The 19,634-nt window shown below is 63.6% G+C and carries 19 protein-coding genes and 1 tRNA gene; 12 read left to right on the top strand and 8 right to left on the bottom strand.

The features are described from left to right. Positions 1–4 precede the first annotated feature (4 nt). Complete coding sequence (locus tag VLI63_RS14795) at positions 5–580, top strand: protoporphyrinogen oxidase (RefSeq protein WP_409157623.1); 576 nt, start codon at positions 5–7, stop codon at positions 578–580. Positions 581–594: 14 nt separating this feature from the next. Here VLI63_RS14795 and VLI63_RS14800 read toward each other — a convergent pair whose 3' ends face one another. Next, positions 595–1,062, bottom strand: coding sequence for an Rv3235 family protein (locus tag VLI63_RS14800; protein WP_409157624.1), 468 nt, complete (start codon positions 1,060–1,062; stop codon positions 595–597). A gap of 152 nt (positions 1,063–1,214) precedes the next feature. On the opposite strand from VLI63_RS14800, the gene VLI63_RS14805 reads away from it, so the two are divergent. Next, positions 1,215–1,808, top strand: coding sequence for a hypothetical protein (locus VLI63_RS14805; protein WP_409157625.1), 594 nt, complete (start codon positions 1,215–1,217; stop codon positions 1,806–1,808). Between the two features lie 3 nt (positions 1,809–1,811). On the opposite strand, the gene VLI63_RS14810 is transcribed toward VLI63_RS14805, so the two are convergent. Next, the gene (locus VLI63_RS14810; RefSeq protein WP_409157626.1) at positions 1,812–2,123 is read right to left on the bottom strand and encodes a helix-turn-helix domain-containing protein; all 312 of its coding nucleotides are present in this window, start codon (positions 2,121–2,123) and stop codon (positions 1,812–1,814) included. A 120-nt stretch (positions 2,124–2,243) separates the two neighbouring features. Here VLI63_RS14810 and VLI63_RS14815 point away from each other — a divergent pair, with 120 nt between their 5' ends. Then, entirely contained in the window at positions 2,244–2,930 is a 687-nt protein-coding gene (locus VLI63_RS14815; RefSeq protein WP_409157627.1) for an SAF domain-containing protein, read from the top strand. 3 nt (positions 2,931–2,933) lie between these two features. Next, a complete protein-coding gene (locus VLI63_RS14820; protein WP_409157628.1) occupies positions 2,934–4,160 on the top strand; it encodes a CpaE family protein in 1,227 nt (408 codons plus the stop codon). Between the two features lie 13 nt (positions 4,161–4,173). Here VLI63_RS14820 and VLI63_RS14825 read toward each other — a convergent pair whose 3' ends face one another. Further along, a complete protein-coding gene (locus tag VLI63_RS14825; protein WP_409157629.1) occupies positions 4,174–4,713 on the bottom strand; it encodes a hypothetical protein in 540 nt (179 codons plus the stop codon). Between the two features lie 117 nt (positions 4,714–4,830). Between VLI63_RS14825 and VLI63_RS14830 the strand changes: the two genes are divergently transcribed. Then, positions 4,831–5,775 (top strand): hypothetical protein, encoded by a 945-nt coding sequence (locus VLI63_RS14830; protein WP_409157630.1) that lies wholly within the window; start codon positions 4,831–4,833, stop codon positions 5,773–5,775. 37 nt (positions 5,776–5,812) lie between these two features. Further along, positions 5,813–7,303, top strand: coding sequence for a sensor histidine kinase (locus VLI63_RS14835; RefSeq protein ID WP_409157631.1), 1,491 nt, complete (start codon positions 5,813–5,815; stop codon positions 7,301–7,303). A 91-nt stretch (positions 7,304–7,394) separates the two neighbouring features. On the opposite strand, the gene VLI63_RS14840 is transcribed toward VLI63_RS14835, so the two are convergent. Next, a complete protein-coding gene (locus VLI63_RS14840) occupies positions 7,395–7,643 on the bottom strand; it encodes a WhiB family transcriptional regulator (protein WP_147784762.1) in 249 nt (82 codons plus the stop codon). A gap of 185 nt (positions 7,644–7,828) precedes the next feature. Here VLI63_RS14840 and VLI63_RS14845 point away from each other — a divergent pair, with 185 nt between their 5' ends. Further along, positions 7,829–8,245 (top strand): hypothetical protein, encoded by a 417-nt coding sequence (locus VLI63_RS14845; protein WP_409157632.1) that lies wholly within the window; start codon positions 7,829–7,831, stop codon positions 8,243–8,245. Positions 8,246–8,272: 27 nt separating this feature from the next. Here VLI63_RS14845 and bcp read toward each other — a convergent pair whose 3' ends face one another. Continuing rightward, complete coding sequence (gene bcp / locus VLI63_RS14850) at positions 8,273–8,752, bottom strand: thioredoxin-dependent thiol peroxidase (RefSeq protein ID WP_409157633.1); 480 nt, start codon at positions 8,750–8,752, stop codon at positions 8,273–8,275. Between the two features lie 134 nt (positions 8,753–8,886). On the opposite strand from bcp, the gene VLI63_RS14855 reads away from it, so the two are divergent. Next, positions 8,887–8,959 (top strand) — tRNA-Lys (locus VLI63_RS14855). A 158-nt stretch (positions 8,960–9,117) separates the two neighbouring features. On the opposite strand, the gene VLI63_RS14860 is transcribed toward VLI63_RS14855, so the two are convergent. Beyond that, the gene (locus VLI63_RS14860) at positions 9,118–10,332 is read right to left on the bottom strand and encodes a tyrosine-type recombinase/integrase (protein WP_409157634.1); all 1,215 of its coding nucleotides are present in this window, start codon (positions 10,330–10,332) and stop codon (positions 9,118–9,120) included. Next, complete coding sequence (locus tag VLI63_RS14865) at positions 10,332–10,553, bottom strand: helix-turn-helix transcriptional regulator (protein ID WP_409157635.1); 222 nt, start codon at positions 10,551–10,553, stop codon at positions 10,332–10,334. The genes VLI63_RS14860 and VLI63_RS14865 overlap by 1 nt, the downstream gene beginning before the upstream one ends. 355 nt (positions 10,554–10,908) lie before the next feature. Between VLI63_RS14865 and VLI63_RS14870 the strand changes: the two genes are divergently transcribed. Continuing rightward, positions 10,909–11,997: a DNA-methyltransferase gene (locus VLI63_RS14870; RefSeq protein WP_409157636.1), complete on the top strand. Its 1,089-nt coding sequence runs from the start codon at positions 10,909–10,911 to the stop codon at positions 11,995–11,997. 259 nt (positions 11,998–12,256) lie between these two features. On the opposite strand, the gene VLI63_RS14875 is transcribed toward VLI63_RS14870, so the two are convergent. Beyond that, the gene (locus VLI63_RS14875; protein ID WP_409157637.1) at positions 12,257–15,346 is read right to left on the bottom strand and encodes a hypothetical protein; all 3,090 of its coding nucleotides are present in this window, start codon (positions 15,344–15,346) and stop codon (positions 12,257–12,259) included. 625 nt (positions 15,347–15,971) lie between these two features. On the opposite strand from VLI63_RS14875, the gene VLI63_RS14880 reads away from it, so the two are divergent. From VLI63_RS14880 to VLI63_RS14890, 3 genes are read left to right on the top strand one after another with little or no spacing between them, the layout of a single operon-like run. Further along, a complete protein-coding gene (locus VLI63_RS14880; RefSeq protein ID WP_409157638.1) occupies positions 15,972–17,486 on the top strand; it encodes an N-6 DNA methylase in 1,515 nt (504 codons plus the stop codon). Continuing rightward, positions 17,483–18,631 (top strand): restriction endonuclease subunit S, encoded by a 1,149-nt coding sequence (locus VLI63_RS14885; RefSeq protein WP_409157639.1) that lies wholly within the window; start codon positions 17,483–17,485, stop codon positions 18,629–18,631. The genes VLI63_RS14880 and VLI63_RS14885 overlap by 4 nt, the downstream gene beginning before the upstream one ends. Beyond that, complete coding sequence (locus tag VLI63_RS14890; protein ID WP_409157640.1) at positions 18,628–19,575, top strand: restriction endonuclease; 948 nt, start codon at positions 18,628–18,630, stop codon at positions 19,573–19,575. Before VLI63_RS14885 ends, VLI63_RS14890 begins: the two co-directional genes overlap by 4 nt. The last annotated feature ends 59 nt before the right edge of the window (positions 19,576–19,634 follow it).

Genomic DNA, 19,634 nt, shown 5'->3' on the forward strand with positions numbered 1-19,634 from the left:
TCTCATGAGATCCAAGTTCCTGCTCGTCATCGGGCTCGCTGTCGGTTATGTCCTCGGAGCTCGCGCGGGCCGTGAACGCTACGAGCAGATCAAGCGCGCGGGCCAGCGGCTGTGGCAGAGCCCCGGTGTGCGCAAGACCCGCACCGAGGTCGAAGGATACGCCCGCCAGCAGGCCCCGGTGGTGCGGGCGAAGGCGGAGTCGATCGCCAAAGCCACCCCTGCTGCGGTGACGGATGGCGCGCGAGCGACGGCGGATGCCGCCCGGGCCGTTGCGGACCGCACGGCCACGGTGGCCACCGACATCGCCGAGCGGGTCTCCAGCGTGGCGAAGGATGTCGCCGGCAAGACGACCACGATGTCGCGCGACGTTGCCGACCGAACCACCGGAATGGCGAAGGATGTCGCGGGTCGCACCACCGAGACCGCGGAGGAGCTTCGGGAGCGCGTCTCGAGCACGGCCGCCGAGCTGCGCGAACGCGGCGAGGAAGCACGTGACCGCGTCGTGGTCAAGGCAAGCGAGTCCCGCGATGGGGCCCTCGCCGAACTCGATGACGACGATGACGAGCACCCCGAGCGCTAGGCCAGGGAGCGTTTCTACAGAACGTTGATGGCGGTCGCGCGCCAGCGACTGTCGAGGCCTTCCAGCCGGAAGGCCACCGCCCTCGTGCGGGCGCGGCCGTGCACGATGACCACGGCTTCGACGACCCCGTCGCGAGGTTCGCACACCGACGTCGATCCGATGGAGAAGGTAGGCCGACGCACGACCTGACCGGTGGCCTGGCGGGCGCGCGTCGACAAGACGACACGCTTGAGAAGATGACGATAGACGTCGTCGGTGACCCAGCGGGAGATCTGCTCCAGCTCACGGGCCCCGGCGAGGATCTCGATGACGCAGCGGGTGAGGTTCTCCAGCAGAGGTTGGGGATCGGGCAGGGTGGCCCGCGTCGCGGGTTGCGAGCCGAAGAACTCGTCCGGCTGGAACGGCGACCGGATGACTTTGCTCGGCAGCGCTTCGACCGGCGCGGGGAGTGCCCGGTGCTGTGCTGGAAGTGCATCGCTCATATGCGGTTCCCACGGGTGAGGGTGAAGAACGGGTCTACCCCCGTATTGGGGGTGAGCACACTAAAGCAGTTGCGGGGGCATGCTGTCCATGCCCCAACGCGGGGGTGTGGATAACCTGCTCGATAGGGATGCTCACCCGCTAGCGTCGCGTCATGCGCTGGGACAACCTGTTCGACGATCTCGAGGGCCAGCTCGAGCAGGAGCTCGGTGCCGAGGAGATCGACCTGCGTGCAGAGGAGGAACGGCTGCGCCTCGGCCGTCTCAGTCTGCGTGATCGCCTTCGGGCGCTGAGCCGGGGTGAGTGCTCCGAACCGGTGAGGGTATCCCTCTCCAACGGGGTGACACTCGAGCTGTCGCTGCGAACATTCGGACGGGACTGGGTCTCGGGGGATGTGGTCGACGCGTCCTCCCGCCGCGCCCAGTTCATCCTGCCGCTCGACGCGATCGCCGGCGTGAGGCTCAGCCGCGCACAGGTGAGCACCAGTCTCGAGGATGCCACCACCCCGGAGAGCGAACGGGGACTGTCCCGGCGGCTTGGTCTCGCCTTCGTGCTGCGCGACCTGTGCCGGCGCCGGCAAGCCGTGGAACTCGTCCTGCACGACGGGGTCGTCAGCGGCACCATCGATCGGGTCGGAAGAGATCATCTGGACCTCGCGGTGCACGAAGTCGGCTCGGCGCGGCGTGAGCGCCTCGTGACCCACTACCAGGTCGTGCCGTTCTCGCGAGTGCTGCTCGTGAGACTGTAACCGCTATTCGGGTGATGCGGCGCCGGCGGCGCCCCGCAGTCCGAAGGAGTACTCCGAGAGACTCGCGTAGTCCGATTGCTGCCAGAGACTCCTCCGCCTCGATTCCTCGTACTTGGCGTCGATGTAGGACTCCAGTACGGCCCGCTCCACGCGCCAGTGACCGTGGCCGCCCACTTTGATCGCCGGAAGCTCCCCGGATCGCACGAGGGCGTAGGCCTGGCTCGCAGAGACATTGAGCAGGTCGGCAGTGTCGGCGAGAGTCAGGAAGCGGCCAAGCGCGGCATCCTGGCCGGGGGGATCCGAGTGCGGCGTCATCCCTCGATTATGGATCTCGCACAATCCGCGCGACGGGGCTGTGGATAACTTTCGCGGGGGAGTGCGATGGTCGGGACCATGGAATCCTGCGGCGCGGCCGCGTGGGCGAGGAGGCAACTGGTGAGCACCGTACAGGCGCCGAGGCGCACGCCCAAGGCCCCGGGATTCGGTCGGAGCCGATCCGACTCGGATCGTGCTCCGCGATCGTTCTGGTTCGATCCCCGCTTTGCGATCGGCGTCGGTCTCGTGATCGTGTCGGTGCTCGGAGTCGTCGGCGTGGTCACTGCAGCCGACAGCAGTGTGCTGGTCTACGCGGCCCGTTCCACCCTCATTCCCGGCGATCGGGTGAAGGCCGCCGACCTGGATGCCCGCAGCGTTCGACTGGGATCCCTCGGCGCCCAATACCTCCGCGATGGCGATGTCCCGCAAGAGGGATTCGTCGTCACACGACCCGTGTCGGCGGGAGAGCTCGTGCCATCGTCGGCGGTCGGGGAGGTCGCCGGCGCGGTGGGGGCTTCGGTCGTGGTCGGAGTGAACGGCGAACTCGCCCGATCCATTGCAGAGGGCAGCGTCGTCGATCTCTGGAACGCGAAAGAAACCGACAACAACGTCTTCGGTCCGCCCTCCGTGTTGGTCGATTCTGCGACCGTGGTGCGGGTGATAGCGAAAGACGGGGTGATCGTGGACCGCACCGTCCAGTCGGTGGAGCTCCTGGTTCCGCGCACGAAGATCGCCGCGGTCCTGGAGGCGATCGCCAACGCCGATGCCCTGTTGTTGGTGCCCACAAGCATCCCCGCGAAGGGATGACCGATGCCGACAGTCGCCCTCGCCCTCCCGCTCGAGCTCGAAGACAGCACCGCGATGCAGCTCGCACGACACGGCTTCGAACTCTCGATCCGCTGTTCCAGCGCCGACGAACTGGCCTCCCAGCTGGTGCACACCGCCCCCGATTGCGCGATCGTCGCGGCATCCACCCGGTACTTGAACGACCGCCTGATGGTCGAGGCGGATGCCGTGGGGGTACGCATCATCGCCCTCGTCGAATCCGATGCCGATCGGCGCTATGCCGCGGGCCTCGGTCTTCTCGAGGTCGTCGCCGCTGACGCCGAATGGTCCGAAGTCGGGATGCTCCTTGCCGACAAGTCGGGCACCGGTGAGGTCGCATCGGCACCCCGAAACGGAACGGTGATCGCGGTCTGGGGCCCCGCCGGAGCACCGGGGCGCACCTCGATGTCGATCTGTCTCGCCGCCGAACTTGCCGCGTCGGGCGCCACCGTCGTGGTCGCGGACGTCGATACGCACAGTGGTTCGATCGCGCCTGCCCTCGGCCTGCTCGACGAGGCGCCCGGTTTCGCGGCGGCCTGTCGGCTCGCCGGGGCGGATGCCCTCACCCAACCGGAACTCGAGCGGATCGGCCAGCGCTACCTCACCGCTCGCGGCAGCTTCTGGGTGCTCACCGGGATCGGCAGACCGAGCCGATGGCCAGAGCTCTCGGGGGAGCGGGTGACCGCGGCCATCCGGGCCTGCCGGGATTGGGTCGACTACACGATTCTCGATACCGGTGCGAGCCTGGAAAACGACGAGGAGATCAGCAGCGACCTGTTCGCGCCGAGACGCAACGGAGCGACCATCGCCGCCCTGCGGGCCGCGGATGAGGTGATCGCTGTCGGAGCGGCCGATCCGGTCGGTCTCTCCCGCTTCCTGCGCGCCCACGTCGACCTGCTCGAGACCATCGATACCGATCGGGTGACCGTGGTGATGAACAGGGTGCGCGAGAGTGCGATCGGGCCAGGGGCATCCGGGCAGGTGCGCCAGACGCTGCAGCGCTTCGGCGGCATCTCGAGTCCCGTGCTCGTGCCCTATGACCTCCCGGCGTTCGACGCGGCGATCCTCACCGGACGCAGCATTGTGGATGTCGCCCCCAGGTCACCGGCGCGCGCGGCCGTCGCGGCTTTCGTGCGCGAGTGCATCCTGCCACAGCCGCCTCCCGTGGTGCGACGCGGGTGGCGCCGGCGCACTGCTGCGGTGCGGGCGTGACCCCGCCCCGGAGCTACTTCGAGTTGAGGCTCGCCAGCAGATCGTCCTTTCTCATGCGTGAATAACCGACGATTCCAGCCGCACGGGCGCGCGCCCGCAGGGCCACGACGGTCAGCGCGGACGATGGTGTCGTCGGCGTCGCGACCCGGGTGCGCGGCGCGCGAACCGGTGTCGCCTTCTTGGCCTCGGCAACGACCGTTGCGGCATCCTTCTTCGCCGTCTTGACCGTGGCCGCAGCGTCCTTCTTGACCGCCTTCACGAGAGCCGCCGCATCCTTCTTCACGGCCGACGTCTTCTTCGACGCGGCCTTCTTCAGGGACTTTGCCTCAGCGGACGCTCTCTCGCCTGCCTTGGCGGCCCGTTTCTCCGCCTTGACCAGGAGCTTCTTCAGCTCGGACCGGGCAGCCTTCGAGTCGGATGATTTCTTTGCGACGGCTTTCTTCGCCATGGGCTTCTTCGCGACCGCCTTCTTTGCGATGGGCTTCTTAGCAATCGCCTTCTTCGCCGACTTCAGCTTCTTGGCGACCGACTTCTTTGCCGATTTCTCTGCCATGTGTGCTCCTCACACCGGGCGCGGTGAGATCCGCGCATCCGCCCCATTGTCCCGCATTCAGTCCCCGTAACGCAGGACCCCTTTCCGTGCGAGCCCGGAATGACTAGCCTGTTGGGCATGGGCGGCGATCATCCGATCCGCGCGGTGGCTGTGTCCGGCACCGAACTCTCCCGGCTCCTGGCCGAGCCGGGATTCGAGGCCGCGCTCAGGGCATCCTGGTCCGGTCCGGGTTCCCTCGACGATGCGCTGCACTGGCGCCTCTGCCCATCGACGCCGTCTGCCTCCGGTGCTGCGGATCCCTCCGTGGAGCTCGGCGAACTGCGAGCACGGGTCTACGGGCGCCCCATCGCAGACGAACCACTGGTCGAGATCGCGGATGCCTCGGGCTCCGTCTGGATCGGGGAGAGTGAGGCGCGGCTACGGCTGTTGGAGCGCACCCTCGAGCGCGATGCTCACACGCTCGACGACGCCATCTCGACGGCACGTCGCACGGCGGTGTTGGACACAGAGCGTGAGCCAGGGCCTGAGCCTGAGGCAGAGCCAGTGCCATCCGCCCCGTCCGGGCCGTTCGCCCGAGTGTTGCGCCGGTACCCCGTACTGGTCTTCTCCGCCACCGCCGCAATTCTCGTCGCAGCCGTTGTGCCGGCGACAGCGACCGCTCTCGCGCCGGCCCTCACGCCCTCCGCGGGTCTGCTCAAGGTGTTCAATCGTCCGCAGGGCGCCCTCGACATCGCCCCGTCGGTGTTCACCGGTGGGCAGCCGGGTGCGCGGCAGAAGGTGCGCGACACCACCCGCTTTCTCGGGTCCTTCTATGGGGTGCAGGTGTTCGCCTACCGCGATTCCGATGACCAGGTCTGCCTGCTGAGCACCGCACCGAGCGGGCACGACGTCATCGCCTGCGCGACCGTTCGGGCCTTCGCCCGCAGCGGGCTCTCCATCGCGCCGGTCAACTACCAGGTGGACTCCACGGCCGCCGACGCGACGGCCGGGGTGACCGCCTCCTCGCGCCTCGCATTCCGGTGGGGGCCGGACGCCGACCTGACCGTGAGCGTGATCGGCTGAAACCGGGGCTCTCGCGAGCGCGCCTAAACTGGGGCTCGTGTCGACGCTCTCAGACCTCGTTCTCGCCCAGGGCCGCTCCGACGAGGCGGATGTCGAATGGCTCCACCTCCTCGTCGGTGACTGGCAGCTCCTCGCCGACCTCGCCTTCGCCGACATCGTGCTCTGGGTTCCCACCCACGACGACGACTTCGTGGCCGTCGCGCATGCGCGCCCGTCGAGCTCGGCAACCCTCTTCTACCGCGACTTCGTCGGTCAGGCGATCAAGCCGGAGTGGAAGGGCCAGGTCACGCAGGCATTCCGTTCCGCGCAGATCGTGGACTCCGCGGCGCCCGACTGGTACGAGGAGACTCCCACCCGCGTGCGCGCGGTACCCGTGCTTCGACGACTGTCGGTGACGGGCTCGCAGACCACGGAGCATCCGATCGCCGTCATCACCAGGCACACCAATCTCAGCGAAGCGCGCACGCCGAGCCGGCAGGAGCTCACCTTCAACGAGTGCGCCAATGACCTGTTCGCCATGATCTGCGCGGGAGACTTTCCCGACCTCGGCGCCCCGACCGGCCCCCGGCGCGGTGCACCGCGCGCATCAGATGGACTCCTGCGCCTGGATGTCGATGGCATCGTGACCTTCGCGAGCCCCAATGGGCTCTCCGCATTCAACCGCATGGGCTTCGCCGGTGAACTCGAGGCCGAGTCGCTCGCCGAGGTGACGACGACACTGCTCAGCGGAAAGCTCGTGGTCGATGAATCCCTGCCGCTCGTCGTCACCGGACGCGCTCCCTGGCGCACGGACATCGAGGCCAAAGGGGTGACGGTGTCGCTGCGTGCCATCCCGATCCGGGATCGCGGCGAACGGGTCGGCGCGATAGTGCTCTGCCGGGATGTCACGGAGCTGCGACACCAGGAGCGCGAGCTGATCACGAAGGATGCGACCATCCGCGAGATCCACCACCGCGTGAAGAACAACCTGCAGACCGTTGCTTCGCTGTTGCGCATCCAGGCCAGGCGGTCTCACTCCGACGAGGCACGCGATTCACTCAACCAGGCGATGCGCCGGGTCGCGGCCATCGCGGTCGTCCACGACACCCTGAGCGAGGGTCTGAACCAGAACGTCGATTTCGACGTGGTCTTCGACCGGGTGCTCAAGCTGATCGCCGAGGTGGCATCCACTCACAACACGAAGGCGCATCCCACTTTCACCGGCAGTTTCGGTGCGCTGCCGAGCGAGTACGCCACGCCACTCTCGCTCGCGCTCACCGAACTCGTGACGAATGCGGTCGAGCATGGTCTCGCCGGTCGCGAAGGCAACGTGGAGATCATCGCCGACCGCAGCGAGGAGACACTCACCGTGCAGGTGCGGGACAACGGCGGTGGGCTGCCCGAGGGAAAGGTCGGCTCAGGCCTCGGCACCCAGATCGTGCGCACCCTGATTCAGGGTGAACTCGGTGGCACCATCGACTGGCACACCATGGTGGGCAGCGGCACAGAGGTGACCATCGAGATTCCGCTGGCCTGGCTGACGAAGTAGCCACTCCGCTGGTCGGGTAGGGCGTTCTAGCGCCGGTTTTCGGTGGTCGAGTAGGGCGCTCCAGCGCCCGAATCGAGACTCCCTCGGCCGCCTAGGAAGCGCGGCGGGCGCGAGCAGCGCGGCGCTTGAGAGCGCGACGCTCGTCTTCGCTGAGTCCGCCCCAGACACCGGAATCCTGGCTGGTCTCGAGCGCGTACTGGAGGCACATCTCGGTGACGCTGCAGCGTGCGCAAACAGCCTTCGCCTTGTCGATCTGGTCGACAGCCGGACCGGTGTTCCCTACGGGGAAGAAGAGTTCGGGGTCGGCCGTGAGGCATGCGGCTTTGTCGCGCCAGTCCATCTGGGGGTGCTCCTTTTGTTGCGAACGCAGGGCCATAGAGCCCTGAGCAGGGTCGTAGACCCAAGCTTGGGGAAAGTTTTCCGGGGGTTTTGGTGGATGCTCACGGCCCTGTGAGTGCAAATCAACCTCACATAGAATCTCATACTGGTTGTAGCAAATCAATAGTCGGACGGGGTTCCACAGCTATGAGTGAACCGAGAGTCTCGCGCCGGCCGGCGCTTCTGCTCCTGTTGGCGTTCCTGCTGGCGCTCGAATGCGCGGCCCTCGTCGCGGTCGCGTGCTACCTCGTCATCGAGCTTCTTGTGGCCCGTCCGGACTCGATCGCGACCGCGATCGCCCTGCTCCTGCTGGACGTGTTGGCGGCAATCTGGGTGGGCACGATGGCCGTTCATGCTCTGCGCGGCCGGTCCTGGATCCGTAGTGGCGCGATCACCTGGCAGATCCTCCAGATCGCCGTGGGGATCGGCAGTTTTTCGGCGCCGTTCTCCCGTCCGGACATCGGGTGGCTGCTCATCCTGCCGGCCGCGGGCGTGATCATCCTGCTTTTCACCCCGTCGGTGATCGCCGCGACGCGTCGCCGGGACGAGGCCCCGGTCGAGTAGCCCCGATCGATGAAGGGGCGCCGGGTCTCAGCCGTCGATTCCCAGCTTCTTGCGCAGCGAGGCGACGTGCCCGGTTGCCTTCACGTTGTAGAGCGGAAGGGTGATGGCGCCGGCCTCGTCCACGGCGAAGGTGGACCGGATGGTGCCGGTGACGGTCTTGCCGTAGAGGGACTTCTCGCCGTACGCGCCATAGGCGTTGTGCACCGCGAGGTCGGGGTCGCTGAGTAGCGGGAAATTGAGTCCCTGCTCGGTCTGGAATTTCTTGAGGGCCGGTGCGGCATCCTTCGAGATCCCGAGCACCGTGTAGCCGGCCGACTTGAGCGAGTTGATGTTGTCGCGGAAGTCGCAGGCCTCTGTCGTGCAGCCGGGAGTGGATGCCGCGGGGTAGAAGTAGACGATGACCTTGTCGCCGGCGTAATCGCTCAGGGAGACGGGGGATCCGTCCTGGTCGGTGAGGGTGAATGCGGGGGCGGCCTGGCCGGCCTCGAGCTTGGTTGATGTCGTCACGCTGTGCTCCTTCGACTGCACTGATTGCTGTGCTCAATCCTACGGATCCGCCGTCTGCCGAGGACGGTTCGCGACACCTCCCCGGCGATGCTAATGTTGTCCCTTGGTTCTCCCGTTTGCCGTGAGAACCGAACGCACCTCTAGCTCAATTGGCAGAGCAACTGACTCTTAATCAGTGGGTTCCCGGTTCAAGTCCGGGGGGGTGCACTTTTTATGCACTGCGACCAGCGTTTGTATCGGTGTCAGACCTAATTTGACCCGGCGTACAAATGCGAAACTCACCGGTTACTCACCGAAATAGTCCAAGCTGACACAACAAAACCCCCGCCGACATGGCAGGGGTTTCGTTATTTGATCCGAGGGCGTCAGGAGTTCAGCGCCCGACGCGGCAGCAGGTGGTCGAGCGCTCCGCTGCCGCTATCGTCCACTTCGTTTATGAATTTCACGTAGTGGGCGTAGAGGACCGAGGTGCCGTGTCCGTGACCGAGGTATTTGGCTGCGTACTCCGGGGAGATCTCCTTTGCGAGAAGCGTGCCGACTGTCCGACGAAGAGCGTGCGGCGTGATTTGCTCCAAGTCTTGGAGGTCGTCCTGGCTTCGAATCCTCCTCCAGGACCGACGCAGGTTCGCGGGCGAAACGAACCCGCCGGTGCGTGTGCTGAAGAGGATCTGGTCCGGTCCGGCGTCGCTGGTTTCGGACATTCGGTGCATCAGAACCTCGGCTGCGAAGGACGCGACGGGAACGGTGCGGACAGAATTCTCGGTCTTGGGCCAAGCCTGGCGGAAAATTGGGCCGCGGTTCGGTACGACGATGGTGCCCGCGACGGTGACGGTCCACGGCGCACCGTCCGCTGAAGGTGGCCGGACGTCGCGTCGGCGGAGGCCGACGACCTCCCCAATTCGAAGGCCAGAACCTAGGGCGAGTCGGATGACCTCACCGAGTCGACCGTCCGGGCGCGGGCCGCGTCTATCCGGACTTTGCCCCCACGCGTCGATCGCCCCGAGCATTCGGTCAATCTGGGGCATCGTCAGAATCACGATGTCGTATTTCTTGGCGGGCGGCGTGAAGGTGCTCGCCATGAAATTGTCGGGGATGGCCTTATGCGTGGCGGCGAGCTTCACCATCGCCGCGATGAGGACTTTTGCGCGTCTCGCCTCAGACGGCGCAGTTTCGTTGAGTGTGATCAGGAAATCGTCAACCACGACTATATCCAAAGCGTCGACCTGGAATGCGCCGAGTTTGGGAAGCAGATGGTTGCGTACCGTCGACTCGTAACGAGCCATGCTCTGGGCGCCGGCCTTCTTTTCGGCCACCTTGCGAGCCATGGTTTTCTCGATGAGTTTCGAGACCGGGTCTAGTCCGCCTATGCGGACGGAGTCGCCGCTGACGCTTCCGTCGCCGCCCCTCAGGCGGTCAAGCAGGGCCGATGCGGCCAGCTCACGAGTCCTTCCGGCCTTCGTGACCTGTCGAGTTATGCCGGTCCGCGGGGAGCAGTACAGGGCCTTCGCGACCCATTTGTCCCCTTCGCCAGAAGTCGAGATGTTCCCCCAACTACCGGGCTTGAGCTTCGCGCGGGCCATCAGGCGGCGCTCCCGAGCGCCCAGGCGTCGAGTGCATCAGAGTGGTACCGAACTGCGCCTCCGAGTTTCAGAGCAGCGGGTCCCTGCGCGAGGTTCCGCCAGTTCCGGAGAGTTCTGGGTGATAGCTGCAGTCGCGCTGCAGCCTGCTCCTCGGTGAGGAAGGGCGAGCTAGTCGGCGACTCGTTTTCGAGGATGTGTTCGGCAGAGCTTGTGGTGTTCATGGTTTGGCCTCCCGGCCTTTCAAGTACCGGATTGTCCCGCTACAACAGGTACATGCGCGGCACTCGCAAAGTCCGTTCATTGGGGTACGGGCTGCGGCTCCCCCACTCCGCCGATGGAATCGAGTCGACCAGCGCCGTCCAACTAGCCGAATTCCCTCATTCCTCACAGAAGCCCTGAATCGCTCTGCGGCGAGATCACCTTCACCCGCCCCATTGGTGCCTTCCACTTGCGGTCGTGGGGCCGTAGAAGGATGAGAGGCACGCCTCCCCTCCACCGCCCGTCTCGGTCCGTCACCCCTCGAGCCTGGGTTAGGCGGAAGTTGGAAGGGGAGTTGAGCGATACGGTTGGTCTCACATGACAATCAATCCGGTCCGGAAAGAGCGCGATACGGCCGGTGATTTGATTTCTTTCGTCCACGCTGATGCACGCGATGCGTTGGCGAAATTACCGGACAACTCTTTTGATTGCCTGATCACCGATCCGCCGTTTGGAATCGCCATAACGAAGAACGAGCGGGAGGTCGGACGACCGCATTGGGACCGTTCGAGGATCGCGTTCGACAGGACGTTTTGGGCGGAAGCCCGACGGGTGTTGAAGCCCGGAGCTAATTTGGTGGCGATGGGGCATCCGAAGTCGTTTGCGCGAATGTCCGTCGCGATTGAAGATGCTGGTTTTGATATTGCAGACACAATTTCCTGGATCCATGGGCAGGGTTACCCTGCTGGATTCCGCCACCTGGACGATGAGCTGAGGCGAGTTGGCGGGACTGCGATTGCGAGCGAGTACGAAGGTTGGGGCAACATGTTGCGACCGTCGTTCGAGCCGATCGTGCTGGCTCGAAATTTGGGTTCGAACGATTCGCTGCCAGCCCTCATCGACGCCGGAGGTGCGGGCGGTTTCAACGTCGACGCACTTCGTCTCCCGGTCGGCGGCGAGGAGCGGAGCCGCACTCCTGGGAAAGTGAACTTAACGGCGACTTGGCGGGTGAATCGGCCGGAGGGGAGGAAGTCATCACCGCCGCCGGCCGGACGGCTGCCGGGAAACGTCCTCCTCCAACACGCCGTCGGGTGTGATGAAGACCGGTGCGAAGAGAGTTGCCCAGTCGCGGAGATACGACGTCAGGGTCTCAGCAAGAGAGGGCGTAACGAAGATGCGTCCCGTTTCTATCGAAGTTTTTATCATCACCCGAAGGCGACCAGAGCGGAACGTCCAGAAGTAGATGGAATCACCGGTCCCTCGGTGAAGCCTGTGGGGGTGATGGAGTGGCTCGTGGCTTTGACGACGCGGCCAGGTCAGCTGGTGCTCGATCCATTCGCTGGCACCGGTACTACTCTCGAGGCCTGTGCCCGTGCTGGGGTGCGTGCGGTCGGGATTGAACGCGAGGCGGCCTATCTGCCGCTTTTAGAGTTGCGAATTGCCCGTCTCAACTCATCGCCGTCCTAGTCGCACGACGAGTAGGTTCCGGCAAGATAATCGGGTCACAGGTGGGGCCCTGACAGGATCCGAACTACACAGTCGATTCGTCGATTGTGTCGCCGGGGGTCTTCCCGTGGACCGTCAGGAGCGGCATCTCCCCTTCAGCTTGGATGCACCTCAAGACGAAAGCTTCAAGATAGAGGGCGAGCGAGAGGTTGCTTCGCTCTGCACCGGCGCGAACGGCGTCCCTCACTTCGGGGATCACCCTTGTCTCGGCGTTGGTCGGTTACGCCTTCAAGGCCACCCCCGGGAGTGATTCCGCCCCAATAATGCTGTCGAGGTGTACGGGAATTCCGGTCCGCTTCCGCCCGTCCACAACGAAGATTTTTGTGGGACGGCCGTCCTTGTCCAGTTTGCGCTTGAAGAAAATCGGATGGACGAGCGCTTCACTCCACAAGGCGAGCCACACCATTTTGGCGGATGAGCCGGGCGGGAGTGTGCGGCTGGAATACCTCTGCGCCAGGTCGAACGCGACAGTGGGGTCCAGCATGATCAGGTCCATGGGGCTGTTCTTCCCAGCCGCCGTGAGCACGCCGATTGCAGTTCCTAGCGGGCGGAAGTTGCCTTGGCTGTCGGCCTGCCAGCCAAGGGCACGGTTAGAACCGGCGTGGTCGCCGGTCAGGGGTGCGGCAGTTGTGTCGTTCGCGTTCAGGATATGACCGCGACCGGCCGAAAGCAGGTCGCTGAGGGCGGCCAAAATTGCCCGGCCCGGCGTTGACTCACCCTGGCTCTGGAACGACACGGACAGCACGCGAGCAATCCGCTCCGGAAGGTTGTCGGCGGTCTCGGGCTCGAACATGGCGAGTAACCGGTCGTCTTCCACCATCTCGGCGAGAATGTTCAGCGGCGCGAGGCCAAGCATCAGGTCGACAGCCATTTCCACGTGGCGCGAGTCGGACTTGCCGTCCACCTTCACCTGGGAGATGACAGCGCGGGCAATGACTTCGAGGTCTTTCTTGATTGTCGCGATTTGCTCGAGGAGAACGTCCCAGCCGTTTAGCACGGCGACGTACTGCATCGCCTGAACTGCAGCCCGCATCAGCCGTCCTGGTGCACGGTTGTTGTCCCGGAACTCGTCCATGATCTCAACCGGTGTTCGCGCAGGCTGGCCCTCGAATTCGATTTCACCATCGCGGAGCGAGCCCCTGCCAAGGCTCAGAATCACCGAACGGTCACGGACGGAGTTAATAGTGTGTTCGTTTTCCGCGGTGGTAATCATCAGAGCGCGGGGGGTGAACACCTCCCGGGCCTTCAGCTCAGTACCGGAGCGACGCTTGGAAGAACCGTTGTGCACCGAACGAATGATGTCCCCGATTTTGGACTGTTCGAGGTCGTTCTGGCGCCGGTCGGGGGATGGGGCAAGGTCGTCCATTACCCAGATGTTGGTCTGGGCGATGGCCTGTTCGATGGACGTCCCGGTGTCCTTCATCGACCCGGGGAGCATCTTGTTGCTCCACGTCTTGCGGGCCTGGTGGAAGGCGAGAATCTGGGCGACCGTCCACGACTTTCCCTGCCCGGGAGGTCCCTGGACATAGAGGTTCGTGGTGCATCGGACTGGGACCGCAGGTCGGAGGCCGGCGGCCATGACGACGGCGGCGATGTCGATGTTTGTCCATGGTGCGAGGGTGATGTAGTGCTCGTAGAGGGAGTTGAGGTCTTCGCGGACCTGAGCCTTCCACGCCTCGCCCATGACCTCGCCCTCGATTTCGGGAAGGCTGAATTTCGATGAGCCAGGCAGCACGACCTCATTGACTCCCGCTATCGTGCGCAGGCGGCTCGTTTCCGTAGGCGCAATCACGGTTCGGCCCGAAATGAAGGCACACACCGCGGTGCTCTCGACGGGCACCCACCCCATCGTCGACCACGCGACGTTCTGCTCCGCGGGCGTCTCGTTGTTGGCCTTGATTGCGGAAAGCCAGTCGGAGCCTTTCCGTGGTGGCCATTCCGGGTGCAGGAGCAGGCTCTTCGGGATGCTGGCGTGCCGCTTGTCCCACTCGGAAGGTGGGTACATCAGAAGGGTGGCCGGGCCGGTCACCTCGCCTGACGTGACAGTTCCGTCATCCTGAATCCACTTAAGCTCGATGCGGCACGTATCGGCGGTGGCGATGTCGGCTGGGTTGATGTTTTCGTCGAAGTGAGCGGTCTCAACCTCTTCCTCGGTGGGTGCGCGGTGGGTTTCCACCGCAACGACGCGACCGCCAATGTTCACCTGCACCTTCCAGTGAGCGGTCCCGGGGTACCCAGAGCCATCAGGAGGGCCCGCGACGTACTCCTGAACGGAGGTGCCATCCTCCGAAACCTGCCACGTCCCGACAGGGACGTCGTGGCGTGAGCGGGCGGGCGCATCCGGAAGCTCATCCTTGATACGGGTGAGAAGGTCGTCCCATGAGCCGTGGCGGACGAGGAAGTCGTCGATGCCTACCTTCTCCGGCTTGGCTGAACCGGTGTCGGCGAGCAGTTCCACCATCTCACCGTCAGCGTCGACGCTCAGGTCGACGAGCTTCACGTGGGCCTTACGGCCTTCCGCGAATCCCCACAAGTTGTTCGCCTGGGACCAGACGTTCCAGTTGCTGTCGATGTCGCCGTCGAAGGCGAGGAGGAGCTGACGGCCGGACAGCTTGAGGCTGACCCAGACGTCGTTGCCCTTCCAGTTGCCCACCCCTACGAAGGAAAGGATGGTCACCTGCTTGGATTTTGGGATTCCCATCATGATTGCGTGCAGACGATTAATCGCCTCCTCGCGGGATACCCTTCCCTTCACAAAGAGCTGCTCGTCAGTGACACCGTTCGCGCGGAGCAGCGCCGTCAGCGCGCTGTCTCCCTTGAGGACACCCTCAGTGATGAGAATCTTTGGCGACGAGGTGAACCACTCCGCAGGTGTGGCCGGGTTGGTATCGATGACGCTTTGGCTCCCTACCAAGTTCTCGTACTTGAGGAGCTTCCCGGTCGTGGGGCTCTCGCGTGGGATGCCTGGACGAAGCTGCAGGCTGCTCGCAACAGGTGTCAGTCCGGCTGTGTGAGCGGTCGCGACTTGGTCGGCGCGATACCAGCGCACGACCATAACGTCTCCGCGACGGGTCGCAGCAAGCACCTGACCATGCTGCTTGGAGTTGGCGGCACCGAGGCTATTGTGCTTCGCGAACTCAGCAACCTGCGGCTGCTCGAGAGTCTCGTAGCCGCGAGCGAGCGCGACCAGTGGGGCCACGCCAGAAGAGGCGAGTTTGTTGGCCCCAGAGAACGAATTCGCAGGGGCATACGCGGAAGCGGTCCAGGGAGTGAGTGGGTGGGTGGGCTGGGTAGTTCGGAAGGTGGTCATGCTGTCTCTATGCGCAGTATCGAGAATCGGCTGGAATCGCCGTGATTACTGGGCTGCGAGATCCCCGGGAGCCTCCATTCAGCCACGGACTCGGGGCGACGTGGATCGTGGCGGCACAAAAGCAACCGCATGTCGCCGGTGTCGCCGATTCCCGGCCGCTATCAGCCGGTGGGGCTCATCACAATCCGAACAGCGAAGCGGCCGGAGGTAAAATGATCCCCACCATCCCTGAGGATCCCAGGTCCCGGGGATCGTTAAACGCAAGCAAACAAAGGGATCCACTGCTGGAAGAAGAAAGAATCCCAAGATCCCAAGTTATTTGTATATATATGGAGGGTCGCGGCGACTGACCTCTTCGCTCTAACTATCTACCTGACCACTACTTGCGCTCCGCAATCCCGGGATCCCGGGATGCGTCCATAAATATGGCATTTGATCAGCAGTTTTAGTGATCCCTGCTGTTCGGGATCTGCGGGGACCAGCGAGATGGGGCGGTATCAGGGAGGTGCTGCTCAAAGATCGTCGGCGTCTTGCGCAGATCAGCGGATGAGGATCAAGTGAGTCACCATCTGGAAGACTCAACACCGTGCGCACGATGCGCGTAAGTCTCGAAGGGCAACACTCCATGGTCACAGGCGAACTGAAATCCCAGGTCGAGAAGGTCTGGAACGCCTTCTGGTCCGGTGGCATCGCCAACCCGCTCGAGGTGATCGAGCAGATCACTTACCTGCTCTTCATCAAACGCCTCGATGACCTGCACACGCTGGCCGAGCGCAAGGGCAACACTCTCGGCACGCCCATCGAGAACCCCGTGTTCCCCGACGGCATGGATGACACGGGTCGCCGCCCGCGCCCCTACAGCGACCTCCGCTGGTCGCACTTCCAGAACTCCTCCCCGCAGGAGATGTACGACGTGATCGACCAAAACGTGTTTCCGTTCATCCGCGGACTCGGTGAGACCGGGTCATCCTTCGCAACAAACATGAAGGACGCGCGCTTTACCATCCCGACTCCGGCTCTGCTGTCGAAGGTGGTCGACCTGTTGCAGGACATCCCGATGGATGACCGGGACACCAAAGGCGACATCTACGAGTACATGCTGAGCAAGCTCGCCACCTCCGGGCAGAACGGGCAATTCCGCACCTCCCGCCACATCATCACACTCATGGTAGAGTTGATGGCGCCTACCCCGGAGGACACGATCATCGACCCCGCCGCCGGCACGGCTGGCTTCCTGGTGGAGGCAGGGGAGTACCTGCGCGAGCACCATCCGGAGATCTGGGCGGATGCCGCCAGCCGCGACCATTTCAACCGTCTCGCGTTCACCGGCTTCGACTCCGACGCGTCGATGAGCCGCATCGGCAGCATGAACATGCAACTGCACGGTGTGGACAACCCCACCATCCAGCGCCGAGATTCGCTTGCAGAGGAGTATTTCGATCCGAGTGTCGAGGGCAAGTACACGCTCGTGCTCGCAAATCCGCCCTTCGCCGGCAGCCTCGACTACGAGACGACCGCCAAGGACCTGCTCAAGGTCGTGAAGACCAAGAAGACCGAGCTTCTGTTCCTCGCGCTGACGATTCGTCTGCTGAAGAACGGCGGACGCGCCGCCGTCATCGTTCCCGACGGCGTGCTCTTTGGATCGTCCAACGCACACAAGGCGCTGCGACGGATGCTGGTCGACTACCACAAACTCGACGCCGTGATCAAGCTGCCGAGCGGCACCTTCAAGCCGTACACCGGAGTCTCCACGGCGATACTGCTGTTCACCAAGACGAGTTCGGGCGGCACCGATAACGTCTGGTTCTACGACGTGCGCGCCGACGGTTTCAGCCTCGACGACAAGCGCACGCCCACCGAGGCTAACGACCTCCCGGATGCACTAACCCGATGGTCAAGCCTGTCGAGACCCGACAACCCAGAACTTTCCCGCCCCAGGACCGCACAATCCTTCCTCGTGCCCAAGGTCGACATTGTAGCTCAGGGCTACGACCTCAGCCTCAACCGCTACCGCGAGGTTGAGCACGACGAGGTCGCGCACCGGGCCCCGGCCGAGATACTCGCCGACCTCGCCGCCCTAGAGCGCGAGATCACGGACGCGACCGCCGAGCTCGCCAGCGCTCTGAGTGCTCGCCGATGACGTGGCGCGAGGTACCCCTCGGGAGTGTCGTCACCTTTCTAGATCACCTCCGAAGACCGATAACTGAGAAGGATCGGGTGCCAGGTCCCGTGCCCTACTTCGGTGCGAACGGACAACAGGACTCTGTAACTGGGTTCATCTTCGATGAACCACTCGTGCTCTTGGCCGAGGACGGAGGACATTTCGACGAGCGTGAGAAGGGAGTCGCCTATCCGATCTGCGGCCCGTCATGGGTCAATAACCATGCGCACGTGCTTCGTCCGAAACCGGAATTGAACATCGCTTATCTCGCCCGTGTTCTTGAGAATCGAAATCTGTTGCCCTTCATCTCGGGTTCGACACGAGGAAAACTGACTAAGTCGAGTGCCGAGCGAATTCCGATCCCCCTCCCACCCCTCCCCGAACAACGCCGAATCGCAGAGATCCTGGACCGCGCTGACGTCCTGCGCGCCAAGCGCCGCCAAGCGATGACTCTCCTGGACGAGCTCGCCGAATCGACATTTAATGAAGTGTTCGGGAACATTGTCCGGAATGATCGAGGGTGGAAAACCGCGGTGATTTCTGACTTCGTAGCCGGGTTTACTACAGGCAAGAGCGTTGTCGGATCAGGAGATGACCGAGATGAACGGTCTCCACGGGTGCTGAAGATCAGCTCAGTGACGACCGGGACTTTTCTTCCGAACGAATCGAAGCCGCTCCCGATTGGATATACACCTCTAAAGAGCCACTTCATCGAGCGGGGCGATCTTCTCTTCAGCAGGGCAAACACGGCTGAGCTTGTTGGCGCGACAGCGTACGTCCTCCACGCGGTACCCAGAGTTACTCTGCCAGACAAGCTCTGGAAGTTCGCATGGAAGCGAGATGGCCTCGTCGATCCAGTGTGGGTCTGGAAGGCGCTTTCGCGACCCGAGTTTCGGCGCGTTATCAGCGACCGAGCGACAGGAAGTGGCGGTTCAATGAAAAATATCTCCCAGCCGGTACTCCTAGGAATATCAATTGCTCTACCACCTTTCCAAATCCAAGAGGACTTCGCCCGGCGGATCCTTGAGATCGAGTGCCTGCGCGAATCACATTCAATTCACCTCTCCGAATTCGACGAACTCTTCGCCTCGCTTCAGCACCGCGCATTTAGAGGAGAACTATGAGCGACTCGCTTTCACCCGAGACCCCAGAGCGCGTATCCACCATCCCTCTCTGGCCGGCCTTTATGAAGCCGCTTCTCGAGGTGTTGTCTGACGGCAGTGTTTGGGATAAGCGACCCCTTGAGGAGGCAGTCCTGGAAATTGCGGGGACAACTTCGGCTGAACGTGAGGAGGTTCTGCCCTCGGGCCAGTATCGCGCGTTGAATCGCGTGGGCTGGGCGATGTCGTTCCTCACGAGAGCCCAGTGCATCGATAAGCCCGCACGAGCGAAGTTTCAGATTACAGATGCTGGCAAGGTGCTTCTTTACGAGAACCCCGGTGGCATCGAGGAGAAGGCCCTCAAACAGATCGCCGCATTTCAGGACTATGTGCCAACGGGCGGGCGGGCTGCCAACGGGAGCGCGAGAATGTCCGGTAAAGATGACGGCGACGAGGATCCCATTGAGCAGATCGAATCAGGCATTGCGAAATTCGAAGCGGACGTGTCGATCGAGATCATCCGCCGGCTTCGAGAACAGCATCCCGATTTCTTCGAGCAGGCAGTCGTAGACCTTCTCATCGCGATGGGGTACGGCGGGGCCGAACAGCGTGTCACCCGGTTGGGTCGCACAGGAGATGGAGGCGTTGATGGTGTAATCGACCAAGATGCCCTTGGTCTTAGCCGCGTTTATATTCAGGCGAAGCGTTACGGAGTCGGGAACGCGGTCCAGCGTCCAGAGCTGCAGGGCTTCGTCGGTGCACTCGCCGACAAGGGCGCCACTCAGGGTGTCTTCGTCACCACCAGTACTTTCAGCTCAGGCGCGATCGAGTATGTCGATCGCATTCCCAGCCGAGTTGTCCTGATCGATGGATCCCGTCTGGCGCAATTGATGATTCGGTATCGCGTCGCGGTGCAGGTGAAGCGAACGTATGACGTGGTCGAGGTCGACGAGGACTACTTCGAGTAGCGTCGCCGACATCTTCAACTGAGCCGCACAGGCACGGCCTCCTTTCTGGGGATCACGCC

The organism is Lacisediminihabitans sp. H27-G8 (assembly GCF_046156175.1).
In the GTDB taxonomy this organism is placed as follows: domain Bacteria; phylum Actinomycetota; class Actinomycetes; order Actinomycetales; family Microbacteriaceae; genus Lacisediminihabitans.

What these genes read in the sequence shown, in the direction of transcription:
- VLI63_RS14795 (WP_409157623.1), top strand. Translation starts at nt 5, where the DNA reads ATGAGATCCAAGTTCCTGCTCGTCATCGGGCTCGCTGTCGGTTATGTC.
- VLI63_RS14800 (WP_409157624.1), bottom strand. Translation starts at nt 1,062, where the DNA reads ATGAGCGATGCACTTCCAGCACAGCACCGGGCACTCCCCGCGCCGGTC.
- VLI63_RS14805 (WP_409157625.1), top strand. Translation starts at nt 1,215, where the DNA reads ATGCGCTGGGACAACCTGTTCGACGATCTCGAGGGCCAGCTCGAGCAG.
- VLI63_RS14810 (WP_409157626.1), bottom strand. Translation starts at nt 2,123, where the DNA reads ATGACGCCGCACTCGGATCCCCCCGGCCAGGATGCCGCGCTTGGCCGC.
- VLI63_RS14820 (WP_409157628.1), top strand. Translation starts at nt 2,934, where the DNA reads ATGCCGACAGTCGCCCTCGCCCTCCCGCTCGAGCTCGAAGACAGCACC.
- VLI63_RS14825 (WP_409157629.1), bottom strand. Translation starts at nt 4,713, where the DNA reads ATGGCAGAGAAATCGGCAAAGAAGTCGGTCGCCAAGAAGCTGAAGTCG.
- VLI63_RS14830 (WP_409157630.1), top strand. Translation starts at nt 4,831, where the DNA reads ATGGGCGGCGATCATCCGATCCGCGCGGTGGCTGTGTCCGGCACCGAA.
- VLI63_RS14840 (WP_147784762.1), bottom strand. Translation starts at nt 7,643, where the DNA reads ATGGACTGGCGCGACAAAGCCGCATGCCTCACGGCCGACCCCGAACTC.
- VLI63_RS14845 (WP_409157632.1), top strand. Translation starts at nt 7,829, where the DNA reads ATGAGTGAACCGAGAGTCTCGCGCCGGCCGGCGCTTCTGCTCCTGTTG.
- VLI63_RS14860 (WP_409157634.1), bottom strand. Translation starts at nt 10,332, where the DNA reads ATGGCCCGCGCGAAGCTCAAGCCCGGTAGTTGGGGGAACATCTCGACT.
- VLI63_RS14865 (WP_409157635.1), bottom strand. Translation starts at nt 10,553, where the DNA reads ATGAACACCACAAGCTCTGCCGAACACATCCTCGAAAACGAGTCGCCG.
- VLI63_RS14870 (WP_409157636.1), top strand. Translation starts at nt 10,909, where the DNA reads ATGACAATCAATCCGGTCCGGAAAGAGCGCGATACGGCCGGTGATTTG.
- VLI63_RS14875 (WP_409157637.1), bottom strand. Translation starts at nt 15,346, where the DNA reads ATGACCACCTTCCGAACTACCCAGCCCACCCACCCACTCACTCCCTGG.
- VLI63_RS14880 (WP_409157638.1), top strand. Translation starts at nt 15,972, where the DNA reads ATGGTCACAGGCGAACTGAAATCCCAGGTCGAGAAGGTCTGGAACGCC.
- VLI63_RS14885 (WP_409157639.1), top strand. Translation starts at nt 17,483, where the DNA reads ATGACGTGGCGCGAGGTACCCCTCGGGAGTGTCGTCACCTTTCTAGAT.
- VLI63_RS14890 (WP_409157640.1), top strand. Translation starts at nt 18,628, where the DNA reads ATGAGCGACTCGCTTTCACCCGAGACCCCAGAGCGCGTATCCACCATC.